17 protein-coding genes are annotated in these 22,161 nt (G+C 72.8%); 8 read left to right on the top strand and 9 right to left on the bottom strand.

What is annotated here, in order from left to right; all coding sequences use genetic code 11:
• The first annotated feature begins 680 nt into the window (after positions 1-680).
• Positions 681-1,925, top strand: coding sequence for a hypothetical protein (locus tag ACFV61_RS19280; RefSeq protein WP_380492836.1), 1,245 nt, complete (start codon positions 681-683; stop codon positions 1,923-1,925).
• Here the strand turns inward: ACFV61_RS19280 and ACFV61_RS19275 are convergent.
• Complete coding sequence (locus tag ACFV61_RS19275) at positions 1,909-4,080, bottom strand: tetratricopeptide repeat protein (protein WP_380492835.1); 2,172 nt, start codon at positions 4,078-4,080, stop codon at positions 1,909-1,911. The two genes, ACFV61_RS19280 and ACFV61_RS19275, sit on opposite strands and share 17 nt — an antisense overlap.
• A gap of 483 nt (positions 4,081-4,563) precedes the next feature.
• Between ACFV61_RS19275 and ACFV61_RS19270 the strand changes: the two genes are divergently transcribed.
• Together ACFV61_RS19270 and ACFV61_RS19265 are read left to right on the top strand one after the other, a co-directional pair.
• A complete protein-coding gene (locus ACFV61_RS19270) occupies positions 4,564-6,507 on the top strand; it encodes a hypothetical protein (RefSeq protein ID WP_380492833.1) in 1,944 nt (647 codons plus the stop codon).
• Positions 6,508-6,873: 366 nt separating this feature from the next.
• On the top strand, positions 6,874-7,125 hold the full coding sequence (locus ACFV61_RS19265; protein WP_380492832.1) for a hypothetical protein: 252 nt from the start codon (positions 6,874-6,876) through the stop codon (positions 7,123-7,125).
• Between the two features lie 329 nt (positions 7,126-7,454).
• Here ACFV61_RS19265 and ACFV61_RS19260 read toward each other — a convergent pair whose 3' ends face one another.
• A complete protein-coding gene (locus ACFV61_RS19260; RefSeq protein WP_380492830.1) occupies positions 7,455-7,712 on the bottom strand; it encodes a DUF5302 domain-containing protein in 258 nt (85 codons plus the stop codon).
• A 347-nt stretch (positions 7,713-8,059) separates the two neighbouring features.
• Between ACFV61_RS19260 and ACFV61_RS19255 the strand changes: the two genes are divergently transcribed.
• Entirely contained in the window at positions 8,060-8,818 is a 759-nt protein-coding gene (locus ACFV61_RS19255; RefSeq protein WP_380492828.1) for a site-specific integrase, read from the top strand.
• A 790-nt stretch (positions 8,819-9,608) separates the two neighbouring features.
• Here ACFV61_RS19255 and ACFV61_RS19250 read toward each other — a convergent pair.
• Together ACFV61_RS19250 and ACFV61_RS19245 are read right to left on the bottom strand one after the other, a co-directional pair.
• Positions 9,609-10,034: an SsgA family sporulation/cell division regulator gene (locus tag ACFV61_RS19250; protein ID WP_380371351.1), complete on the bottom strand. Its 426-nt coding sequence runs from the start codon at positions 10,032-10,034 to the stop codon at positions 9,609-9,611.
• A gap of 248 nt (positions 10,035-10,282) precedes the next feature.
• Positions 10,283-11,170, bottom strand: a complete 888-nt coding sequence (locus ACFV61_RS19245; RefSeq protein WP_380492826.1) for an IclR family transcriptional regulator — start codon at positions 11,168-11,170, stop codon at positions 10,283-10,285.
• 327 nt (positions 11,171-11,497) lie between these two features.
• Between ACFV61_RS19245 and ACFV61_RS19240 the strand changes: the two genes are divergently transcribed.
• On the top strand, positions 11,498-12,040 hold the full coding sequence (locus tag ACFV61_RS19240) for an NUDIX domain-containing protein (protein WP_063348425.1): 543 nt from the start codon (positions 11,498-11,500) through the stop codon (positions 12,038-12,040).
• 24 nt (positions 12,041-12,064) lie between these two features.
• Here the strand turns inward: ACFV61_RS19240 and ACFV61_RS19235 are convergent, their stop codons facing one another.
• The 4 genes from ACFV61_RS19235 to pdhA form a co-directional block, all read right to left on the bottom strand.
• The gene (locus ACFV61_RS19235) at positions 12,065-13,768 is read right to left on the bottom strand and encodes a globin domain-containing protein (RefSeq protein WP_380492825.1); all 1,704 of its coding nucleotides are present in this window, start codon (positions 13,766-13,768) and stop codon (positions 12,065-12,067) included.
• Between the two features lie 223 nt (positions 13,769-13,991).
• Positions 13,992-15,314, bottom strand: coding sequence for a dihydrolipoamide acetyltransferase family protein (locus ACFV61_RS19230; RefSeq protein ID WP_380492823.1), 1,323 nt, complete (start codon positions 15,312-15,314; stop codon positions 13,992-13,994).
• Positions 15,314-16,318 carry an alpha-ketoacid dehydrogenase subunit beta gene (locus ACFV61_RS19225; protein WP_380482902.1) on the bottom strand — a complete coding sequence of 335 codons (1,005 nt, stop codon included), beginning with the start codon at positions 16,316-16,318 and terminating at the stop codon, positions 15,314-15,316. Before ACFV61_RS19225 ends, ACFV61_RS19230 begins: the two co-directional genes overlap by 1 nt.
• Positions 16,318-17,457 (bottom strand): pyruvate dehydrogenase (acetyl-transferring) E1 component subunit alpha, encoded by a 1,140-nt coding sequence (gene pdhA, locus ACFV61_RS19220; RefSeq protein ID WP_380492821.1) that lies wholly within the window; start codon positions 17,455-17,457, stop codon positions 16,318-16,320. Before pdhA ends, ACFV61_RS19225 begins: the two co-directional genes overlap by 1 nt.
• Before the next feature lie 149 nt (positions 17,458-17,606).
• On the opposite strand from pdhA, the gene ACFV61_RS19215 reads away from it, so the two are divergent.
• On the top strand, positions 17,607-18,068 hold the full coding sequence (locus ACFV61_RS19215; RefSeq protein WP_380492819.1) for an Lrp/AsnC family transcriptional regulator: 462 nt from the start codon (positions 17,607-17,609) through the stop codon (positions 18,066-18,068).
• Positions 18,069-18,097: 29 nt separating this feature from the next.
• Here ACFV61_RS19215 and ACFV61_RS19210 read toward each other — a convergent pair whose 3' ends face one another.
• On the bottom strand, positions 18,098-18,682 hold the full coding sequence (locus ACFV61_RS19210; protein ID WP_063348430.1) for a TetR/AcrR family transcriptional regulator: 585 nt from the start codon (positions 18,680-18,682) through the stop codon (positions 18,098-18,100).
• A gap of 128 nt (positions 18,683-18,810) precedes the next feature.
• Here ACFV61_RS19210 and ACFV61_RS19205 point away from each other — a divergent pair, with 128 nt between their 5' ends.
• Entirely contained in the window at positions 18,811-20,079 is a 1,269-nt protein-coding gene (locus tag ACFV61_RS19205) for a hypothetical protein (protein ID WP_363368170.1), read from the top strand.
• A gap of 198 nt (positions 20,080-20,277) precedes the next feature.
• Complete coding sequence (gene paaN / locus ACFV61_RS19200; RefSeq protein ID WP_063348432.1) at positions 20,278-21,978, top strand: phenylacetic acid degradation protein PaaN; 1,701 nt, start codon at positions 20,278-20,280, stop codon at positions 21,976-21,978.
• The last annotated feature ends 183 nt before the right edge of the window (positions 21,979-22,161 follow it).

The raw sequence follows: 22,161 nt of genomic DNA, 5'->3' as shown, positions 1-22,161 counted from the left end.
CCCCCCCCCACCCCACCCCCCCGCCGCCGCGCGCCGCCCCTCCCCGCGGGTCGGGCCCGCCCCCCCCGGCCGGACCCCGACCGAGGCCGAGCCCCAACATCCACGCCGTGGAACAATGGACGGGCCTCGCGCGGGGGAGGCGGCGAGCATCGAAGGAGCGGCGGGTTGGCAGGGCTGGTGACCGACTGGATCCGGGTTCCGGTGGGCGAGGACGCTTCGAGGTGGACCACCCGCGGCGGCTGCCGCCGCGTTCTCCTCGTCGTCCACAACGTGACCTCCGCGACCCGGCTCCTGGACGTCGTTCCGCTGTTCCGCGACGACCTCAGAATCCAGTTACTGGCCTCCTGCACGGGATCGTCCCCCTTCAGCGCAGGAGTCGCCGAGCTGCTGAGCTCCCTCGGGGTTCCGGTACTTCCGTGGGAGCAGGCCAAGCAGACCCCCGTCGACCTCGCCCTGTCGGCCAGCTTCGGCGGTGAACTCTCCGAGTTCCGGGGGAAGTTGATCGTCCTCTCACACGGAGCCGGATACAATAAAAGGCTCGCAACACCGAACACCGAACACCGAACACCGAACACCGAACACCGAACACCGAACACCGAACACCGAACGCGCCGCATGCCCCTGTCTTCGGCCTGGCGCCCGAGTGGCTGCTGTCCGACGGGGTTCCGCTCGCCCGGGCGATGGTGCTCTCCCACCCCGAGCAGCTCGGCCGGCTGCGCGAAGCCTGCCCCGAGGCCGCTCCGACGGCGGTGCTCGGCGGCGACCCCTGCTTCGACCGCATCCTGGCCGCCCTTCCGCACCGCGAACGCCATCGCCGCACGTTCGGCGTCCGACCCGGGCAGCGGTTCATCGTGCTCAACTCCACCTGGAACCCGCAGTCGCTCTTCGGTGACGCCGGCGCGAACGACCCGCTGCCGTGGCTGCTCGACCGCCTCACCGCCGAACTCCCGGTCGACGACTACCGGGTGGCGGCCGTCCTCCACCCGAACATCTGGCACGGCCACGGCCCCGGCCAGGTCCGCCTCTGGCTGGACCGCGCCGAGCGGGCCGGCCTCACCCTGATCGACCCCCTGGACAGCTGGCGGCAGGCACTGATCGCCGCCGACGCGGTGATCGGGGACTTCGGCTCGGTCAGCTACTACGCCGCGGCACTGGGCACCCCCGTTCTGCTCGGCACGGCCTCCGACGAGGTTCTGGGCGCCACCTCACCGGTGGCAGCCTTCGTCCGCGAAGCCCCCCGGCTCACCCTGGACTCCCCTCTACGTCCGCAGCTGAATCAGCTCCTGATGCACCATCAACCCATCGCCAGCACCAGCGAATTGACAACCTCAGCACCCGGCGAGGCGGCCGGCCTACTGCGTTCGCTCTTCTACGAGGTCATGGGACTGCCCGAGCCGACAGAGCCGGCTCTCCTGGACCTGCTCCCACTCCCCGCCTACCGGCCGCCGACCCGAACCGTGCCGCTGCGGGTCCGTACCCGCCCGGGGCCCCGCCCGCACGAGGTCACCATCGAGCGGGTCGCCGAAGGCCGGTACGGGCCTGCCGGGCCCGGCTCCGATCACCTCGCGGTGCACGAGGACACCCTCGACCAGGGCCTCCTCGATCTGGCCGACGCGATCCTCCGGTACGGGGAGGCCGACGACCCCCGGATCGGCCCGCCCCGGGAGTGGGCCGCGGCGACGCTAGCCCGCTACCCGAACTGCTCGCTCGCGGCCTTCGTCTCCGGTCCGGACACCTGTGAAGTACTGCTGCGCGAGCGGGGATTCGTCCGCCTCACCAGCCCCTCGCTCGACCCGGCGGCGGCCGCCTCGGCACTGTTCGCCCAGGTGGACGGCACCCCCGTCCCCCGTCCGCTGCCGCGGATGGAGCTGACGGTGCGCACCGGCGGCGCGTCCCACGCGGTCCTGGTCAGTCCCGTTCCGTGAGGCACTGCTGCCGCAGGCCCGCCAGGTAGCGCAGATGGGGCTCCGCCTGCTCACGGTCCAGGATCGCGGTGGCCTCGTCGATCGCGGCCAGCGCCTGTTCCGTCGCCGAGGTGTCCGCCCAGGTCTCCGCGAGGTTGGTGAGGGTGCGGGCCGCGTTGTAGTTGTCGCGCAGACGCCGGAATTCGGACAACGCCTCCGTCAGCCAGGTCCGGGCCCGCTCGTACTCGGCCAGGCCTCGCAGCGCCCGCCCCCGGTGCCGCTTCAGCAGCGCCCGGGCCCGCGGAACGTCCCCCGCCCGCTCGTGCTCCGGACAGATCGACCCGAGCAGTCCGTCGGCCTGCTCGAAGCAGTCGTACGCGGGCTGCCACCGCCACTGCCGAAGCCTCAGCAGCCCGAGCGACTCGACGGCCGTGGCCCGGCCCAGCAGGTGACCGGCCCGCTCGAACGCCGAGGAGGCGTCGACCAGACAGCTCTCGGCCTCGGCCAGCAGGTCCAGCTCCATCAGGGCGAAAGCCAGTTGGGTGTGCATCCGGCCGGCCATCGCCGAGTCCGGGTCGTGCGCGACCGCCGCCCGCACGGCGGTTCGCAGCGCCGGCAACAAGGTCTCGTGCCGACCGGCCTTGAGCTGCACCGCCCACGACGCCTCCGCCAGCTCGCACGCCGTGGCCGGCGCGGCCAACTCCTCGGCGGCGAGCACCGCCTCGACCAGGTTGCCCACCTCCGCGGCCAGCGCGGCCAACGCCGCACCGGCGTCCGGGTAGTCACCGGGCCCGAGCTCCCGGTAGAGCGGCCCGACGTGCCAACGCTCCCGCAACGCCGCGTAGTCGGCCCGGACGGCGAAGCGCAGCAGGTGCTCCACGGCACGCGTCACCGCACCCGCGCACGCGGCCAGACCGTCCTCCCGCGCCGCCCGCTCCTCGGCGAACCGGCGCACGGCGGGCCGGTAGCGGTAGCGGCCCTCGGGCGTGGCCTCCACCAGGCCGGCCTCGGCGAGCCCGGCCAGCAGGACACCAGCGCGCTCGACGGTGAGCCCGCCAGTTCCATGGGGTCCGACAACCGCCACGGCCAGCTCGGGACCGACGGCCGGCCACGGCCGCAAGGCGCAGAGCCGGAACAGCCGGGCCTCCTCCGGCTCCAGCGCCTCGTACGACTCCTGCACGGCGGCGCGCACCGGATCACCCACATGGGCATCGCCGCCGCCGTCACCACCACCACCCCGGCCCCGGCGCTGCTGGGGGATGAACGCCAGCCGGGGAGCCGCGGCACGCAGGGCGAAGGGCGATCCTTCGCACCGTTCGAGGACGCCCGACAGGGCGGGGCCGGCGGCGGAGACGGTCTCCTTCCCCACGAGGTCCGTGAGCAGCCGCCTGGCGTCCTTGTCGGACAGCGGCCCCACCGGGATCGGGACGGCGTCGAGACCGGTGAGCGGACGCCGGGCCACGACGACCGTGACGACGCCCGGGGCCGCGGTGATCAACGGCCGGACCTGGGCCGCCGACCGGGTGTGGTCCAGCACGACGAGCAACTGCCGCTCGGCGACCAGCGACCGGAACCGCTCGACCCGGTCCTGCGCGGCCGGCGGAACCCGGTCCGCCGGCATGCCGAGGTGGATCAGGAACTGCCGGAGCACGGCGGCCGCATCGGGTGCGGTGGCCAGCGACCCGCCGGAGAGGTCCGCGTAGAGCTGCCCGTGCGGAAACCGCTTCCGCTGCTGCGCACCCCAGTGGACGGCCGCGGTGCTCACGCCCATCCCCTGCGGTCCGTACAGAACGCTGACGCGGGGCGTGCCGTCCGCCTTCCGTCCGGCCTCCTTGTCCAACAACGCCAACACCTTGCGCCGGTCGGTGAAGAAGCGGTCGGAGGGCGGCAGCAGGGAGGGCGTCGCCAACGGCCCGGACCAGGCCCCGCCCTGGCCGCCCAGCCAGGCGCGAAGCGCCCTGGCCTGCGCCGGATCCGACTCGGCCGCATCCAGCAACAGCTGCGCCACAGTGGCCCGTTCGGCGGCATCGGTCGGCGCCGGCACATCCCGTCCCGTCACCCGGCGGACGAACGCACCCGCCGACTCCCAGGCCCACTTACCGGCCTCGTTCGCCACGCTCGCACCCACGGCGCCGAAAACAGCGGCCACCGCCGACAGCGACACCGGCTCGAACACCCCACACCCCCTGGTCCATCGCGGCACCCGACCAGCACCGCCGCACCCTCGCGTCGGGCCCCACGGTAGCCTGCCAAACCCCACCACGGGCGCGCACCAGCCCGCTTGCCCACAACCGGATCCGGTTCCGCTTCCCCTCCCCAGAAGATCGCGCCCCCAACGCCAACAACGTCCGTCTGAAACTCAAGCGGCTGGTCGAGCGCGGGATCCCGGCCGAGACCGAGCAGGGGGTGTTCACCCGGCCCCGGCCATAGCCGCCCCGCGAGCCCGCGGCCAAGCCGCTCGCTGGTTCCGCCGATGCTGTCGGCGGTCCGGACCTGGTCCTGTCCGACACGGCACCGGAGGCACCGAGGAGTTGCCCCCGACGAAACCGGTACGGCCCGCCCTGGGCCCCGGCCCTCCTCGTCTCCGTTCGTCCCCGGATTGTCCGACCGATGGAGCAGGATGGAGTTCGACCAGTCACTGGGGAGAGGGAAGCAAGGAATGGCCACTGACGAAACCCGGCTGCCTGTGGAGTTCCTGGCCACTGTCGCGGCCGGTGCCGATGCCGGGTCCGCCGCGGCCCGGATGGCAGCCGAACAGGCCCGTGCCGTCGCCGACAGTCAGCAGGGCGGACCACTCCTCGCCGCGCTGCTCGACAAGCCCTACCGGGATTCGGCACCCGCCTGGCTGCTGGAGGCCGCGGTGACGAACGGGCTACGGCAGACCGAAAGCGAATACGAGTACCTGACCGGGTCGGCCTCGCTGGTGGTCCTCGCGCTCATCCACCCCGACTGCGACCCGGCCCTGCGGGCCGACGCCTTGCACCGCTGCTCCGACCGCCGGCTCGGCTCCCTCGGCACCGCCGACCGGCCGGCCGACCTCTGCGCGGCCGTCGCCGACGAACTGCGCAGGCGAGTGCCGCAGCCACCGCACATGACACCCGAACTGCTCAAGGAGCCAACGTCCGCACAGGTGGTTCTGCGTACGGGACGCCTCCACGACGCCGTGTTCGAAGCCGCTGTCGCTCTCCTGCCCGACGGCCTCGACCGCACGCGTCTGGAGGACGAGGATTCCGGCGCCTGGTCCGACCGGATCAGGGCAGCGTTCGACGCGTGGGGCCGCATGTGGTCGGCCGTACTCGAACGGCACTCCGACCGGCACTCCCAGCTCATCGACAGGACCGCCGGCACCACGGCGAACCGGGTCATCCGCGACCAACTGCTCGGCAGCGTGCCGTGGACGGTCGAGCCGAAACTCCTTAGGCAGATCGCGCTGGATGACCTCTTCAGGTTCGGCGCCGCCATGCTCACGACCCGGATCTGCGGCTTCCTCCAGGAGGGTTCCTCGAAGGAGGAGGCCCGGCAGCACTTCGCCGCCGAGCTCTCCGCCCTGGACGAGACCGATCGAAGGGACATCGAGTTCCTGCACCTACGGGACGACGGCTTCGACACCGACTGGGGCACCGATTCCGCCGTCTCCTGGGTGAGCCATGCGGCCGACGGACGGTGGCGCCTCGTCCTGAACCCCGCCGAGGCCAAGCCCGCCTACGGCGATCCCCACGCCTGGCAGAGCCATGCGGACGAACTCGCCGACCTGGGCCGACACTTCGCCGAAACGGCCGTGCAAGCCCTCCGAACGTGGAAGCCGAAGGACCTCTACGGAATCAGCAGGGCGGCCGACCTGCGCTGGATCCACGCCATGCTGGTCCACCTGCCCGAACTCACGCCCGCCGTCGAAGCGACCGTCCGACTGGTGATCCGCGACGCCCGCCGCGGCCGGTCCGGCCTCCAGTCGTACGACTACAAGTCCCAGGACGACCGGCAGCAGTTCGACGAACTCCTGGACGCGATCACGCGGATCGTCGCCGACCCCGCCCCGCAGCCGCCCGCGACCCGTCGCGGGGCCCTCGGCGATCCCGAAGAGGTGACGGTGCGGAGCCTGTCCGCCGTCACCGCAGTGGTGCTCGACGCGTACCTCGACCGGCACGTCGGCGACGACGCACTCGTGGAGAAGGCACTGCTGTCCTTCGCCTGGCACCGCCACCGCAGCGAACCGGCATTCACCTCGGTCCTCGCCCGCCACTCCGATCCGCAGCGCGCCGTCCACACGCTCACCCGCGAGCTCCGCCACAGGCTCGGCGGCAACCCCAGCAACCGCGAAGCATGGGCCCGGGAGATCCTCGCCCTACCCGCCTGCCCCAGCGAGACCATCCTCGCCCTGCCCGCCTGGACGGCACTCAAAGCACGCGGGCACCACTACAACAGCACCCATCCCACAGTGATCGCCCTGGTGGAAGCAGCGCTCGGAGACGACCACCAGGCCTGGCAGCGATTCGCCGACAGCCCGATCGGCAACTCCGGCCCCAACGCCTGGCTCCGCCTCGGAGACATCCTCACGGCCGCCGCAGACGGAACAACGTGGCCGAAGCCGCCGACCTCCAGGTGACAGCTCCGGGCCGCCCCGGGGCGGCCCTTCCTACTCGGCCACGAAGACGCCGCCCCCGTCCAGGTCGCCCTCCTTCCATGGCGGAGGCGTCGGCCACACTACGGCTCGGGTCAGCAAGCGTTCCCATCCTGGGCACAGCACTGGAAGCAGCATCAACGAGGCCGGTGCCGTCCGGCCGCGGCGACTACCGGGCGGCACCGGCCTCGTGGCGTCGGAGGCGGACTGCGCTACAACCCCGCCAAGCGCTCCGCCCCCGCCCGCCCCCGCGCCGCCGAGCGCACCTGTTGGACCCCCGAACAGGCCGCCGCCTTCCTGCGCCACGGCGCCGAACAGTACGCCGATCAGCTAACCGACCTGTTCGAGGTGATGCTCGGCACCGGCATGCACCGCGGTGAGATCCTCGCCCTCCACTGGTCCGACGTCCACCTCATGGACCGCAGGCTCTACGTCCGCTGGACCCTCGCCGCCGTCAACAACGGGCGGCTCCATCCCGGCGGGCCCAAGACCGAGGCCAGCCGCACCTGGATCAGCCTCTTCCCCGGAGTCATGACGCCCTCCAGGTGGGGAGGTGAGGTTCACGGACGCCGTGGTGGCTGGCAGCGCAGCGATGTGGTGTAGCAGTGGCCGAACCCCTCGGAGTGAACGGACAGGTCGTTTGACTGCGTCTGCTCGTCGACTGGTTGCATCATGTGCACAGAGCTGACACGGCAGCGACCAAGATCCCCGACAGAGTCACGCTCAGTCGGCCCCACTGTCACGGGCGGCGGTGCTCGGCGGGACGGGCTCCGAGGCCGGCACCCGGCGCCGCCTTCTCCAGGCACCCTGCCGATCCCCGGCAGGCAAGGCCCCGCACCCGACACACTCGAACGAAGACCTTGCCTGTCGCGTACAGCTACGGCCGCCCGGTCAGGACCAGGCCTGGCGGCCCCCGGCGTCAACCGGGCTGATCAACCACCGCTCTTGCGGCGGAAGTTGCGCTTGCCGCCCACCGCGCCGTGGGCGCCGTGGATCTTCGAGTCGCCATTCAGGCCGCCGGCCGCGCTATCGGACTTGGCGCCGCGCTTGCGCTCCAGAGCGGCGAGGAACCGGGCCTTGACGTCGTCCTGGGCGGCGGGCGCGGGAGCCTCAGCAGCCCCCGTGACCTCCGGGCTCTCGGCACTCTCGGCGCTCTTGGGGTTCTCAGATGACTCCACGTCGCTGCTCATGCAGAACCTCTTCCTTGAGGGATGGTGGCGGTTGATGACTTCACACACACCATGTCATGCCCAAGCTTCCCATCTGCGGGTGGTACCGATCCTGTACGGACAGAACCTGCGCGCCCGCCCGGTCCTCAGAACCCGGCCGAATCTCTCCGGCAGGATCCTGACGGGTTACCCGCAAGTAGAAATAGCGGGGGTAGTGCGCTGCGGGGGTGGTCGAGTGAGGGCGTTCGGTGAGCCTCTACTGGGTTTCGCCAGGCCGCTGCACTGAGCCGGCCGAGGCAGCCGGGTTAGCCGCCAGGTCCATCAGGCATCCGGAGCGGGGCCGCCGGGAGCGGCCGCAGCGTCGCACGGTGGAACTGCTGGTGTCGACGCTGGGGCCGGTCGAGGCCGGTCGGAGCGGGGGCACCGACCCCCTCTACGCCGACCTCGCCGACCTCGCCGACCTCATGATCGGCACCGGCATCCGCAAAGGCGAGGCACTCGCCCTGCACTGGGACGACGTCCACCTCCCCAACCGCACCCTCTTCGTCCGCACGACCCTCTCCGTCATCGACAACAACCAGCTCCTGCTCACCGCCCCCAAGACCAAGGGCAGCAGGACGTGGGTCGCCCTGTCCCACCGCGTCGTCGACACCCTCGAAGACCGGGCGGGTTCACGGGCCTTCGGCGAGATCACCCCCGCCGGCGGCTACGTGTTCCACCGCCACGCCCCCCCCCACCCCAAGAACGTCCTCGACCGCTTCCACCTGCCTTGCGACAAGGCCGGCGTCTCCCGCATCGCCCTGCACGACCTGCGCCACCTCGCGGCCAGCTTCACCCTGGCTGCGGACGTCCCGCTGCCCGTGATCTCCAAGACCCTGCGCCACCGCACCCTGTCGACGACCGCGAACATCTACGCCGACCTCACGAAACTCGCCGCCCGCGCGGCCGTCGACGCCGTCGCCTGGATCCTCGACAGCGCCGTCCTCGGACACCCCGCCTGCCGCGCCCAGCGCCCCTGGCGCCAGCGCCCGCGCCAGCAACTGCCCGCCTACCAGCAGGCGCGAACAGAAGAACCAACCGCGCCCTGGCCGATGTGGCCCGGTGACCACCGTGCGACCACCAGCTGACCCGGAAACAGAAAGAGCCGACACTCGGTTTCCCAAGTACCGGCTCTCACAACCGACTTCACAGTCGGGACGACAGGATTTGAACCTGCGACCCCTTGACCCCCAGTCAAGGGGCTCAACTACTGTCGACAGCCGAGACCTCAAGGCCTCGGCTTTTTTGCATCTCAACTGCACTGAAAACAAGGGAAGTTGAGACTCATCATGAAGATCCACGGTCGACAGAGCTCGAACCCGCTCGATGCCCAACCGGGTTCAAGTTCATACATAGATGTCTGTTATCGCCCACGGGCGCTCATAGGCGCTCACCAGTCGTGGTCCCGAACTGGTCCCCAGGGCCCCGGTCACTGCGGGTGACGACACTCTGTCGACCCTTCAGCAGGGCCCGCCTGTGGGTTCCGCATCGGCCTGTCCGCCGGAGTCGTTCTGGCCAGCGGGTTTCGCGGTTGTCCCACCGAGGTGTCCACCAGTGTTGTCCTGCGGCCGTGTCCACATCCTCTACCGCCGCCGGCTGCGGTGTTGCCCGGGCCGGGCACGGAGACGTGCTGAGCTGCTGGTGCAGCTCGGGGTGGTGGCGGTGACGGGGCTGCCGATTCTGCGGCTGCCCCGGGTGGTCAGCTGAGCTGAGACGCGGGTGGTCGGCCGAGAGCTGAGCGGGACCGGCCGCGCCCGGTACGGCAGCAGGGCTCGGACCCCCCGGGGCGGGCCCAGACCCGCCCCCGGCGGGGGCCGGCGGGGGGGGGCCCCGCGCGCGGCCCCCCCCCTTCGTCGGTGGCGGCGGCGCGGCCACCGCTCACCCCGCGTTCTCACATCCCCGGAGGATGTCCGCGAGCTGGGCGTCGAGTTCCTGCCCGGTGATCTCCTGGCCCATCGGCACCAGCCGGTCGGTGCGCGCCAGGAAGGCGACCAGCGGCGGCGCCGAGGCCCGCAGCAGGGCGTCCCCCTCGGGGGAGTGCAGCACGATGCAGACCTCGGTGAGCTCCTCGCCGACCGGGTGGATGTGCACGTCGCCCTCGCCGGAGGGCCGGCTGATGCCGTCGAGCAGCAGCTCGCGCGCGAACACCCAGGTGACGGGTTCGTCGCCGGGCAGGTGGAAGGTGAACCGGACGGCGTACGGGTCGCCGGGCTCGTACTCCAGGTCCACCACGATGCGGAAGGAGAGCTCGTGCGAGACCACGAGGTTCATCACCAGGTGTCCCTGGACTGTGCTGTGCTGCATGGCGCCAGTACCTCTCGTGGGGCGTGGGGGGCGGCCGGGTGGGCCGTGCGGTGGGGGCGGGGGGCTTCGGATGCGGGGGGCTTCGGGTGGGTGGCCGGGATCGTCAATTGCTGGGTGGGGGGCGGTTTCTGACGGTTTTGTGCAACCAATCCCTGTTAGATCACCATCGTCCACGTTTGGGGACGTAGTGGACAAGGTGTGCTTTTTCAAATGGTGAACGGACGGGATCCGTACCGGCGCGAGGAGCGTCAGAGGACGAACGACGGGCCCATCGCGCCCACGCTGCGCCGCAGTTGGCCGGCGACGACGGTCAGCCGGTCGGCCTGTTCGACCGGCAGCGACAGGGCCATGGTGGCGACCATCGGCCCGACGGTGATGGGGACGGCCGCGCAGACGGTGCCGAGCGCGTACTCCTGACGTTCCAGGACGGGCATGGTCGGCCGCAGCGAGGCGAGCCGGCGCAGGACGGCGGCCTCGCCGGTGACGGTGGAGGGGGTGAGCCCGACCGGCGGGTGGCGGGCGAGGTGGTCACGGCGCTCCTCCTCGGACAGTTGGCCGAGCAGGCACTGGCCGATGGCGTGCGCGTGGCCGGTGGCGCGGAGGTCGGCCCAGGGCTGGACGGCGGGGCGGCCGGGGTCGTCGGCGACGTCCACCACGTGGATCTCGCCGTCCCGGTAGAGCGCGAAGTAGACCGGGGCCCCGAGTTCGTCCCGTAACCGCTGCATCCGCGTGCGCAGGTCGTGCCGGTCGGACTGCCGGTCGTCGGCCCGGCCTATGCCGTTGACCGACTCCCCGTAGAAGAACCGGCCGTCGGAGCGCCGGAGGTAGCCCTCGTGGGTGAGGGTGCGCAGCAGGTGGTAGGCGGTGCCGAGCGGCAGTCCGGCGGCGCGGGCCAGTTGCTTGGCGGTGGCGCCCTGCCGGAATCCCCCGACGGCCTCCAGCAGCCGCAGCGCCCGCTGGACGGAGCCGATCAGGGTGGGGCCGCGGCCTTTGCCCGGCGAGGTGGACGGCGAGGTGGACGGCGAGGTGGACGGCGAGGTGGGCGTCGGCGGGCTGCCGGGCGGCGAGGTGGGCGTCGGCGACCTGGCGACGCGCCCGGTGCGGACCGTCCTGGACGGCTCTGCGATCTGATCCATGGCCACGTCCATCCCCCAGCCCGAGTCAATGCACAGAAAGGGCATCCGGAGCGAAGCCCTCCGATCTGCCCGATAGTGGCTCATTGCAGCACAGGGATGACCTCCCTGCAATCACTCTTACAGCGATCACTCGGCAAAATCCTTCGATTCGAAGGTAAATATCAGAATCGATCGACATTTGGAAGATCAGTTCAAGATTCACCTTCGCTATCCAAGATCTATCCGCAGTTACTCCCCGCCCCCGAACGGACGCACCGGTTCGGGCGGGTTTCGGCCGGACCGTCCCGCGGGAGACTCCCGCACAACGCTCCAGCCCCGGAGGTCGCCATGGGCCCCGACAACCGAACCCCGCCGCCCCGCCCGGTGGTGAAGCGCACCGCGCGGGCGATCCTGCTGGAGCTCGACCCGGACGACCCGTACGGCCCGGCCTCGATCGTGCTGATCCGGCGGGTCCGGCCCGGCTCGCCCCAGCCGTACTGGATCACTCCCGGCGGCGGAGTCGAACGCGGCGACCGCACCGTGGTCGAGGCGCTGCACCGCGAGGTGGACGAGGAACTCGGCGGCAAGATCGTCGACGTGGTGCCCGCCTTCGTCGACACCATCAGCCACACGCACCATGACGACGGCACCCTGCTCCACCCGCACGGGGTCAAGGTGCAGCACTTCTTCGCCTGCCGGCTCGCCTCGATGGACCTCAGCCGACGGCACGGCCCCGAGGTGGACGAGCCCAACGGCGAGTACCAGGTGGTCCGGCTGCCGTTCACCCGCGAGGGGGTGACCTCCGTCAACGTCGTCCCGCCCCGGCTGCGGGCGTACCTGGCGGCCAACATCGAGGGCGTCCGCGCGCTGCTCGCCCCGGACCTCGGCTGACCGACCGATCACCCCGCCGCCCACTCACCCCGCCGCGAGGTCGCCCACCAGGTCGTGCCGGATCCGCTCGGCCGGCACGCCCGAGCGCAGCAGCACCCCGACGCCCCGGCGGACCATCGCGGGCGGCCCGCTGAGGAACGCCTCCCGCCCGGCCCACGGCCCGAACCGCCCTACCACCTCAGGGAGTTCGCCGGTCAGCGCACCCTCGGCCGGCCCGGTGCCGGAGAGCACCGGCCGCACCGCGAGCCACGGCAGCCGCCGGGCCAACTCGTCCAGCCCGTCCAGCTCGTACAGATCGGCGGCGCGGCGGGCCCCGTAGAACACGTCGACGGCGCCGACCGGCGTGCCGCACTCGGCCACCTCCTCGACCAGCGCGCGGATCGGCGCGATGCCGGTGCCGCCGCCGAGGCAGAGCAGGTCCGCGCCGGCGACGTGGTCGGCGGTCATCGTGCCGGCCGCCGGGCCCAGCCGCAGGACGTCCCCGGGCGCGGCCCGGTGGACGAGCGCGTTGCTCACCCAGCCCGCCTGGACGGCCTTCACGTGGAAGGTCAGCAGCCCGTCCGGCCGGGGGGCCGAGGCGAACGAGAAGTGCCGCCAGACCCGCGGCCACCAGGGCGTCTCCAGACTGGCGTACTGCCCGGCCCGGTACGGGTACGCCTGGTCCGGCCGGACGGTGATCACCGCGACGTCCCGGGTGCGGCGCTCGTGCCGGACCACCTCGCCCTGCCACCAGGGCGGCGAGGTGCGGGCGGCGTCCTCGGCGGCCTCGATCATGATCGAGGAGACCAGCCGGTAGACCCGGCGCCAGGCCAGCTCGGTCTCGGCGTCCCACCGGCTGCCCGCGTACCTGGCCAGCGCCTGCACCAGGCACTCGCCCACCGGGCCGTAGTGGCCGGTCAGCGTGCCGTACCGGCGGTGGCCGCGGCCGAGCGCGCCGAGGTGGACGCGCAGGCCGGCCGGGTCGTCGGCGCTGCGGGCGGCGGCCAGCAGCGCGCGGAACAGGCGGTCCCGCTGGACGTCCATGGCGGCGGGGAAGAGCGCCCGGACCTCGGGGTGGTGCAGGAAGATCAGCGCGTAGAAGTGTGCGGTGGCGCGGTCGGCGACCGGCTCGACGACCGCCAGGCTGGCCCGGATCAGCTCCACGTCCCGTACGGTGAGCGGCTGTTCGACGGCGGAGGCGCCGCGGTCGGGGGCGCCGCGGTCGGGGGCGCCGCGGTCGGGGGCGGGCAGCGGGGCCGACAGTTGGGTCGGCCGGCCCTCGGCGGGCTCCTGCGCGGCCCAGGCCCTGGTCCAACTGTCGCCGGGTCCAGCCCAGTTGAGGCCGGGAGCATCGGTGAACAGCGGCCGGAACGCGGGGACGGCAGGCGGCTCGGCAGGCGGCTCCGGGTAGCCGGGCGCGGGGACGGCCGGCGGCTGCACCGGCGGGGCGGGCACCCACGGGAGGGCGGGCACCGCCGGGAGGACGGCCGTCGGCGCCTCGGCCGGGATCTGCGGCGGGAGGTCCGGCGGGTCCAGCGGGTCCAGCGGCATCGGCGGCCGTTCGGGCCTCGCCCCGGCCGCCCTCGCGGCTGCCATCCCGGCCGCCATCCCGGCCGCCGTCACCTCGGCCGTCACGTGCGCCGTCGGGTCCGCCGCCGCGTCCGCCGGGAGCTCCGGCAGGCCCGGGACGGAGGCGGCGCCCGCCGAGCCGTGCCCGGTGCGGACCAGAAGTGTTCTGCGGGACTTCACCGCAACGTTTCGAGTACCCAAGAGAATCGTTTCGCCTCCGGCCGCCCTGCGCCACCACCTGGCTTGTCTCTGCTGACGCCTAGGCAGCGTGGCACGCCCGACCTGCTCATCCGACAAATCACGCGAAGCCCGGACACCCGGGCCCGGGACGCGCTACTCTCCCGAGATTCACGCCCCGTCGCCCTGGGTGCGGAGCACACCACCCAGGGCGACCGAGCCGTGCTCAGAGCTGCCGCAGCAGCGTCCCCGGCCGCTCCACGCAGTCCGCGACGAACCGCAGGAAGCCGCCCGCCGTCCCGCCGTCGCAGACCCGGTGGTCGAAGGTGAACGACAGCTGCACGACCTCGCGCACCGCCAACTCCCCCTCGTGCACCCAGGGTTTGGCGACGATCCGGCCGACCCCGAGCATCGCCGCCTCGGGGTGGTTCAGGATCGGGGTGGAGCCGTCCACGCCGAACACCCCGTAGTTGTTCAACGTGAAGGTGCCGCCGGTCAGTTCGGCCGGGGTGAGCGAGCCGTCGCGCGCCGCCTCGGTCAACCGTCCCAGCTCCTCGCCGAGTTGCTCGGTGGTGCGGGCGTGGGCGTCCCGCACCACCGGGACGACCAGACCCCGCTCGCCCTGCGCGGCGAAGCCCAGGTGCACCGCCGAGTGCCGGATGATGCCCGAACCATCCTCCGTCATACTGGAGTTGAGCTCCGGGAAGCGGGCCAGCGCGACCGTACAGATCCGGGCGAGCAGCGCCAGCACGCTCACCTTCGGGCCCGGGGCGGCATTCAACTGCCGCCGCAGCAACATCAGTTCGGTGGCATCGGTGTCCACCCAGCAGGTCACGGCGGGGATCTCCCGGTGGCTGCGGCTGAGCTTCTCGGCCACCGCCTTGCGCAGCCCGCGCAGCGGGACGACGCCCTCCCGCGCCACCGGCGCCGGAGCCGTCGGCGCCGTCGGGGCCGCCGCCTTCACCGCGACCGCCCGTTCGACGTCCGCACGCATGATCAGCCCGTCCGGGCCGCTGCCGGAGAGCGCGGCCAGGTCGACCCCCTGTTCCCGGGCCAGCCGCCGCACCAGCGGCGAGATCACCGGCACCACGCCCGGAACGGTCCGCACCACCAGCGCGGGAGCCGCAACAACAACCGGAACAGCAACAGGAACGACAGCAGGAACAGCACCCCCCACCCGGCGCCGCCGCCCGCCCTTCCCCGGCTCGGCGACCCCGTACCCGACCAGCGGCCGCTCCACCTCCGCCGCCGCCTCGGCCAGCATCCCGGCCGCCGCCTCGACCAGCAGCGAGGCCCCGTCCGCCGGAGCCACCGCGACCGTCACCAGCGGCGCGCCCACGGCGATCTCCTCGCCCTCCTCGCCGTACCGGGCGGTGACCACCCCGCCGTACGGGCAGGGCACCTCCACCACGGCCTTGGCGGTCTCCACCTCCACCACCGGCTGGTCGACCGCGATCACCTCGCCGACCTCGACCAGCCACCGCACCACCTCGGCCCCGGTGAGTCCCTCACCGAGGTCGGGCAGCCGGAACTCGCGCACGACGGGCATCATCCTCGGTCCTCCCACTGCAGCCGGGCGACCGCGTCCAGGATCCGGTCCACCCCGGGCAGGTGGTGGTGCTCCAGCATCGGCGGCGGGTACGGAATGTCGAAGCCGGTCACCCGCAGCACGGGCGCGGCCAGGTGGTGGAAGCAGCGCTCGGTGACCCGGGCGGCGATCTCCGCACCGGTGCCACCGAAGCCGCTCGCCTCGTGCACCACCACGGCCCGGCCGAGCGAGCGCACCACCCGGCAGACCGTCTCGTCGTCGAACGGCACCAGGGTGCGCAGGTCCAGCACCGCGAGGTCCCAGCCCTCGGCCTTCGCCGTCTCGGCCGCCTCCAGGCAGACCGGCAGCGAGGGCCCGTAGGTGATCAGCACGGCGGAGGTGCCGGCCCGCCGCAGCACGGCCCGGCCGATCGGCTCGACCGGCGCGGCCGGGTCGAACCCGTCCTTGCCCCAGTAGAGCCGCTTGGGCTCCAGGAAGACCACCGGGTCGTCGGAGGCGATCGAGGCCCGCAGCAGCCCGTACGCGTCGGCGACCGTCGCCGGGGTGACCACGTGCAGGCCGGGGGTGGCCGCGTAGTACGCCTCGGAGGCGTCGCTGTGGTGCTCGACCCCGCCGATGCCGCCGCCGTACGGGATGCGGACGGTGATCGGCAGCGGGAGCCGCCCGGCCGTGCGGTTGCGCATCTTGGCGACGTGCGAGAACAGCTGCTCCAGCGCCGGGTAGGCGAAGGCGTCGAACTGCATCTCGACGACCGGGCGCAGCCCGTACATCGCCATGCCGATCGCGGTGCCGAGGATGCCGGCCTCGGCCAGCGGGGTGTCCAGGCAGCGGTCGGGGCCGAACTCGGCGGTCAGCCCGTCGGTGATCCGGAAGACGCCGCCGAGCGCGCCGACGTCCTCGCCGAGCACGTGCACCGCCGGGTCCTCGCGCAGGGCGTCGCGCAGCGCCGCGTTGAGCGCCTGCGCCATGGTCGCCGTACGGGTCGGTGTGGCCGTCTGGTTCATCAGTGCTGCACCTCGGCCTCGGCGGCCAGCTCGGCGGACAACTGGGCGGCCTGTTCCCGCAGTTGCGGGGTCGGCTCGGCGAAGACATGGGTGAACAGCGCCATCGGGTCCAGCTCGGGGTCGGCGTGGAACTCGGCCCGCATCCGGGCCGCCAGCGCCTCCGCCTCGTCGGCCGCCGACTGCACCAGCGCGTCGTCCAGGACGCCGAGTTCGCGCAGCGAGCGGTCCATCAGCAGGATCGGGTCGTACTCCCGCCAGGCGGCCACCTCCGGATCGGTGCGGTAGCGGGTGGCGTCGTCGGCGTTGGTGTGCGCCTCGACCCGGTAGGTGAGCGCCTCGACCAGGGTCGGGCCGCCGCCGGTCCTGGCCCGCTCGACCGCCTCGGTCAGGACGCCGTGCACGGCGGGCGCGTCGTTGCCGTCCACCAGCCGGCCCGGCATGCCGTAGCCGACGGCCTTGTGGGCGAGGGTGGGCGCGGCGGACTGCGCGCTGAGCGGGACGGATATCGCGTAGCCGTTGTTCTGCACCAGGAAGACCACCGGTGCCTGGAGCACCGCGGCGAAGTTCAGCGCCTCGTGGAAGTCGCCCTCGCTGGTGCCGCCGTCGCCGAGCATGGCCAGTGCGACCACCGGCTCGCCGGCCAGCCGGGCGGCGTGCGCCAGCCCGACGGCGTGCGGGGCCTGGGTGGCGAGCGGGGTGCAGAGCGGGGCGGTGCGGGTGGCGCGCGGGTCGTAGCCGGTGTGGGCGGTGCCGCGCAGCAGGGTCAGCGCCTCCAGCGGGTCGACGCCCCGGGAGACCACCGCGAGGGTGTCGCGGTAGCTGGGGAACAGCCAGTCGGCCTCGCCGAGCACCAGCGCGGCGGCGACCTGGCAGGCCTCCTGGCCGGTGGACGCCGGGTAGACGGCCAGCCGGCCCTGCTTGGTCAGGGTGGTGGCCTGCTGGTTGAAGCGGCGGCCGATCACCAGGCGGCGGTACAGCTCGCGCAGCAGTGCGGGGTCGTACTTCTCCAGCGCGGGGGTGCCGAGCACCCGGACCGGTGAGGCGTCCGGGAGCAGGGGGGCCGGGTCGGTCCGCGGGGCGGTGGCCCCGGGGGTCCAGCCGGGCACCGCCGTGTGGTGTCTGTGGTCGAGAACGGTCATCTCGGGGCACCTCCTGGGGTGGCGGGGGCTCCCTACCGATTGTTCGGTCGTCTGTTCATCTTGACCAGAAGCGTGACAAGGTGGTGGACATTCGGCCTGAGCGGCGGTCGACTGGTGGCAGTGTGTCCAATCGGCGAGGGTGGGGGGTCATGTCGGCTGAACAGATGTCCAGACTCGACCGGGTCGACCGTTCGATCCTGCGGCTGCTGCAGCAGGACGGCCGCGCCTCGATCCGCTCGGTGGCCGAGCGGGTGCACGTGTCCCGGGCGAACGCCTACGCCCGGATCTCCAGGATGGTCGGGGACGGCATCATTCGCGGCTTCACCGCCCGCGTCGACCACGAACGGGCAGGTCAGGGCGCGTCCGCGTACATCACCCTGAAGATCGTCCAGAACTCCTGGCGCACGGTCCGGGGGCAGCTGCTGGAGCTCCCCGGGGTCGCCCACATCGCCCTGGTCGGCGGAGACTTCGACGTCCTGCTGCTGGTGCACACCGCGGACAACCACGCGCTGCGGGAGCTGGTGCTGGGCAGCATCCAGTCCATCCCCCAGGTGCTCGGCACCCGGACCATGCTGATCTTCGAGGAGACCGACCAGGTCCCCCCGGACTGACGGCCGGGCCACCGGCCGGCCGGTGGCGGCTACCGCGCGCGCAGCCCGTCGAAGGCCAGGTGGACGACCGCGTCCGCGACGCCGTCGGTGCCCTTGAGGCCCGGCCGGTACCACTCCACGATCGAGTTGATCATCCCGAACAGCAGCCGGGTGGCCAACCGCGGCTCGACGTCCGCGCGCAGCGCACCGTCCGCGACCGCCGCCCGCAGCAGCTCGGCGACCTGGTGGTCGAACTCCCGGCGCCGCTCCAGCGCCCACTGCTCGGTCACCGTGTTCCCGCGCACCCGCAGCAGCAGTGTCACGTACGGCAGTTCCGCGAGCAGCACCTCGGCGGTGCGGCGCACCACGTGCTCCAACCGCTCCACCGCCGGGCCCCGCACCGCCGCCGGCTCGGCCAGGATCGCGAACAGCCCGTCCAGCGCCCGCCCGACGGCCAGCCGCAGCAGCTCCTCCTTGCCGCGGACGTGGTGGTAGATGGACGACTTGGAGATCCCGGCCGCCCGGGACAGGTCCTCCATCGAGGTGCCGTCGTAGCCGCGCTCGTTGAACACGTCGACGGTCACCGCGAGCAGTGACTCCACGGTGTAGGCGGTACGCGTGCTGTGATCGGCCATCCTCCGAGTATCCCCGGCCGCCCCGCGCCGTACGCGATCGGGTCGGTTGGTCCACACCAGGCCCCGATGCGCAGGCCCTAGACTCGGCGGACGATCGTCCACGTCCAGCAGGGTGGGGTCCAGTCCGAATGAACGCAATACCGGCCGTCGCCTCCGACGTGCCCGAGCAGCGCAGCGATGATCCGGGGGGCGTGCCCGGCAGCGGCTGGCGGGAAGGCGCCCGCGCCCTGGTGGTCCGGTTCGGGCCGGCGGTGTGGTGCTACGCGGTGCTGAAGCTGATCGGCTTCACCGTCTTCATGAAGCTGCTCTCCTTCTCCGGCGACTACCTCAAGAAGCCGGCCCGGTTCGGCGGCGGCGCCAACCCCTGGGACGTGCTGGCCACCTGGGACGGCTGGTGGTACCAGCAGGTGGCCCAGTTCGGCTACCACCCGGCGCTGGTCACGATCCCCAACGGCCCGGTCGGCTTCTCCGTCGAGCAGAACTCCGCCGCGTTCTTCCCGCTCTACCCGGGCCTGATGCGGATGACCTCGGACGTCACCGGCCTCGGCCTGTACGGCGCCGGGATGCTGGTGTCGGTGGTGGCCTCGCTGTTCGCCGCCGCCGGGATCTACGCCGTGGTGGACCGGATGGCCGGCCCCAGGGCGGGCGTGATCGCGGCCGGGATCTGGGCGATCGCCCCGGGCTCGGGCGCCGAGTGGGCGGTCTACTCGGACTCCACCTTCGTCGCGCTGGCCGCCTGGGCCTGCTACTGCGTGATGACCAAGCAGTGGGTCGCCGCCGGGGTGATCACCCTGGTCACCGGGCTCAACCGGCCGACCGCCGCGGCGCTGATAGGCGCGGTCGGCCTGGCCGCGCTGGTGGAGCTGTACCGGCGCGAGAGCGGCGTCCTGCGCCCGCTGACCGCGATGCTGCTGGCCCCGGTCGGCCTGCTCGGCTACGTGGCCTGGGTGGGCTGGCGGATGGGCGAGTGGGGCGGCTACTTCCGGCTCCAGCACGACGCCTGGCTGCACTACTTCGACTGGGGCCAGGGCACCTGGCACGCGATCCGCGGCGTACTGCTGGGCCGCAACGACTACCCGTTCGCGTTCCCGGTGCCGGACCTCTTCGCCACCCTGATCGTGCTCACCCTGCCCGTGCTGATCGTGCTGCTGATCCGGCTGCGCCCGCCGCTGGTGCTCACCGCCTACACGCTGGCCACGATCGTCTCGGTGCTGGGGAGCCTCGGCATCTTCGGCAACGTCTCGCGCTACCTGCTGCCGGCGTTCCCGCTGCTGATCGCGCTCGCGGTGGCGATGCGCAAGCTCAGCTGGCCGGTGCTGGCCGCGGTGCTGGGGTTCGGCGCGGTCGCCTCCGGCTGGTACGCGGGGTACGTCATCTTCGAGCTGGGCGTGCCGTAGGCCCTGCCCGGCACCGGCCCACGGGGGCGCGTCCACCACGGACGCGCCCCCGCGCGTTTCCCGGACACCGCCCCCGCGCGTTTCCCGGACACCACCCCCGTGCGTTTTCCCGGATTCCGTCCCCTGCACCCTCTTGAGCCGACCGATCGTTCGGTTACCCTGTGACGTGTCCCGTCCTCCCTCCTGAGGAGCGCACAGATGTCCGCAGCGGTCACCCACCCCCTCGTCGGCGAACTGGTCGAGCGCCACCAGGCCACCCTGGACGCCGCCCTCGACGCCGCCGCCAAGCGCGACTACTGGTCGCCCTACCCCGAGTTCCCGAAGGCGTACGGCGAGAGCGGCCCGGCGGACGGCAAGGCCGCCTTCGACGCCCTGCTCGGCAAGCCGTTCACCCTCGACGGCCACCCCGCCGACGGCGACCTGGTCGGCGGCGAAGCCTCCCCGTACGGCATCGAGCTGGGCATCGGCTACCCGCACGCCGAGCCGGACGCGCTGATCGCCGCGCTGAGCGCCGCCCGGCCCGACTGGGCCGCCGCCACCCCGCTGGAGCGCGCCGCCGTCTGCCTGGAGATCCTGCACCGGATCAACGCCCGCTCCCACGAGTTCGGCCAGGCCGTCATGCACACCACCGGCCAGGCCTACGGCATGGCCTTCCAGGCCGGCGGCCCGCACGCCCAGGACCGCGGCCTGGAGGCGGTCACCTACGCCTACGCCGAGCAGACCCGGCTGCCCCGCCGGGCCGGCTGGACCAAGCCCCAGGGCAAGCGCGAACCGCTGGTGATGACCAAGGAGTTCACCGTCGTCCCGCGCGGCCTCGCGCTGCTGGTCGGCTGCAACACCTTCCCCACCTGGAACGGCTACCCCGGCCTGTTCGCCTCGTTGGCCACCGGCAACCCGGTGCTGGTCAAGCCGCACCCGCGCGCCGTGCTGCCACTCGCGCTGACCGTCCGGACCGCCCGCGAGGTGCTCGCCGAGGCCGGCTACGACCCCAACCTGGTCTGCCTGGCCGTCGAGCACGAGGGCGGCACCGTCGCCCAGACCCTCGCCGTCCGCCCCGAGATCCGGCTGATCGACTACACCGGCTCCACCGCCTTCGGCGACTGGCTGGAGGAGCACGCCAAGCAGGCCGAGGTGTACACCGAGAAGGCCGGCGTCAACGCGGTCGTCATCGACTCCACCGACGACTACAAGGGCATGCTCGGCAACCTGGCCTTCGCCCTCTCGCTCTACAGCGGCCAGATGTGCACCACCCCGCAGAACCTGCTGATCCCGCGCGGCGGCATCGCCACCGACCAGGGCGACAAGTCCTACGACCAGGTCGTCGCCGACCTCGCCGCCGCCATCGACGGCCTGCTCTCCGACGACGCCCGCGCCGCCGCCATCCTCGGCGCCGTGGTCAACCCGGGCGTGCTGCAGCGCTCGGCCGCCGCGGCCGGCGGCGAGTACGGCGAGCTCGCCCTCGCCCCGCGCGCGGTGACCTCGCCGGACTTCCCCGGCGCGACCGTCCGCACCCCCGCGCTGGTCAAGCTGGACGCCGACAAGCCGGACGACCGCGCGGTCTTCCGCACCGAGTGCTTCGGCCCGGTCTCCTTCGCCGTCGCCGTCGAGTCCACCCCCGCCGCCGTCGAACTGCTGCGCACCACGGTCCGCGACAAGGGCGCCATGACCGCCTCCGGCTACACCACCTCGCCCGAGGTGGAGGGCCTGCTGGTGGCGGCCGCGCTCGACGCCGGCGTCTCGCTCTCGCTCAACCTGACCGGCGGCGTCTACCCCAACCAGACCGCCGCCTTCTCCGACCTGCACGGCACCGGTGCCAACCCGGCCGCCAACTCGGCCTACTGCGACGGCGCGTTCGTCGCCAACCGGTTCCGTACCGTGGAGGTCCGCCGGCACGGCTGAGCGCCGTCCCGGCCCCGTCCGATCCGCTCCGGGCCCCGGCGGTCACCCACCGCCGGGGGCCCGCGGGGGGCCGCGCCCCCCCGGCCCGGCCTGGTTGAGTGTGGGGGTGCGCCCGGCCACCCGGGCCACCCCCCACCCCCCCACCGGGGCGGCGCCCTATCCGAGGAGCCCTACGCCCCCCCC

This window comes from Kitasatospora sp. NPDC059817 (genome assembly GCF_042731835.1).
Lineage (GTDB): Bacteria > Actinomycetota > Actinomycetes > Streptomycetales > Streptomycetaceae > Kitasatospora.
Note: the sequence above shows the minus strand (reverse complement) of the source record. Positions and strands in the feature narration are given on the sequence as shown.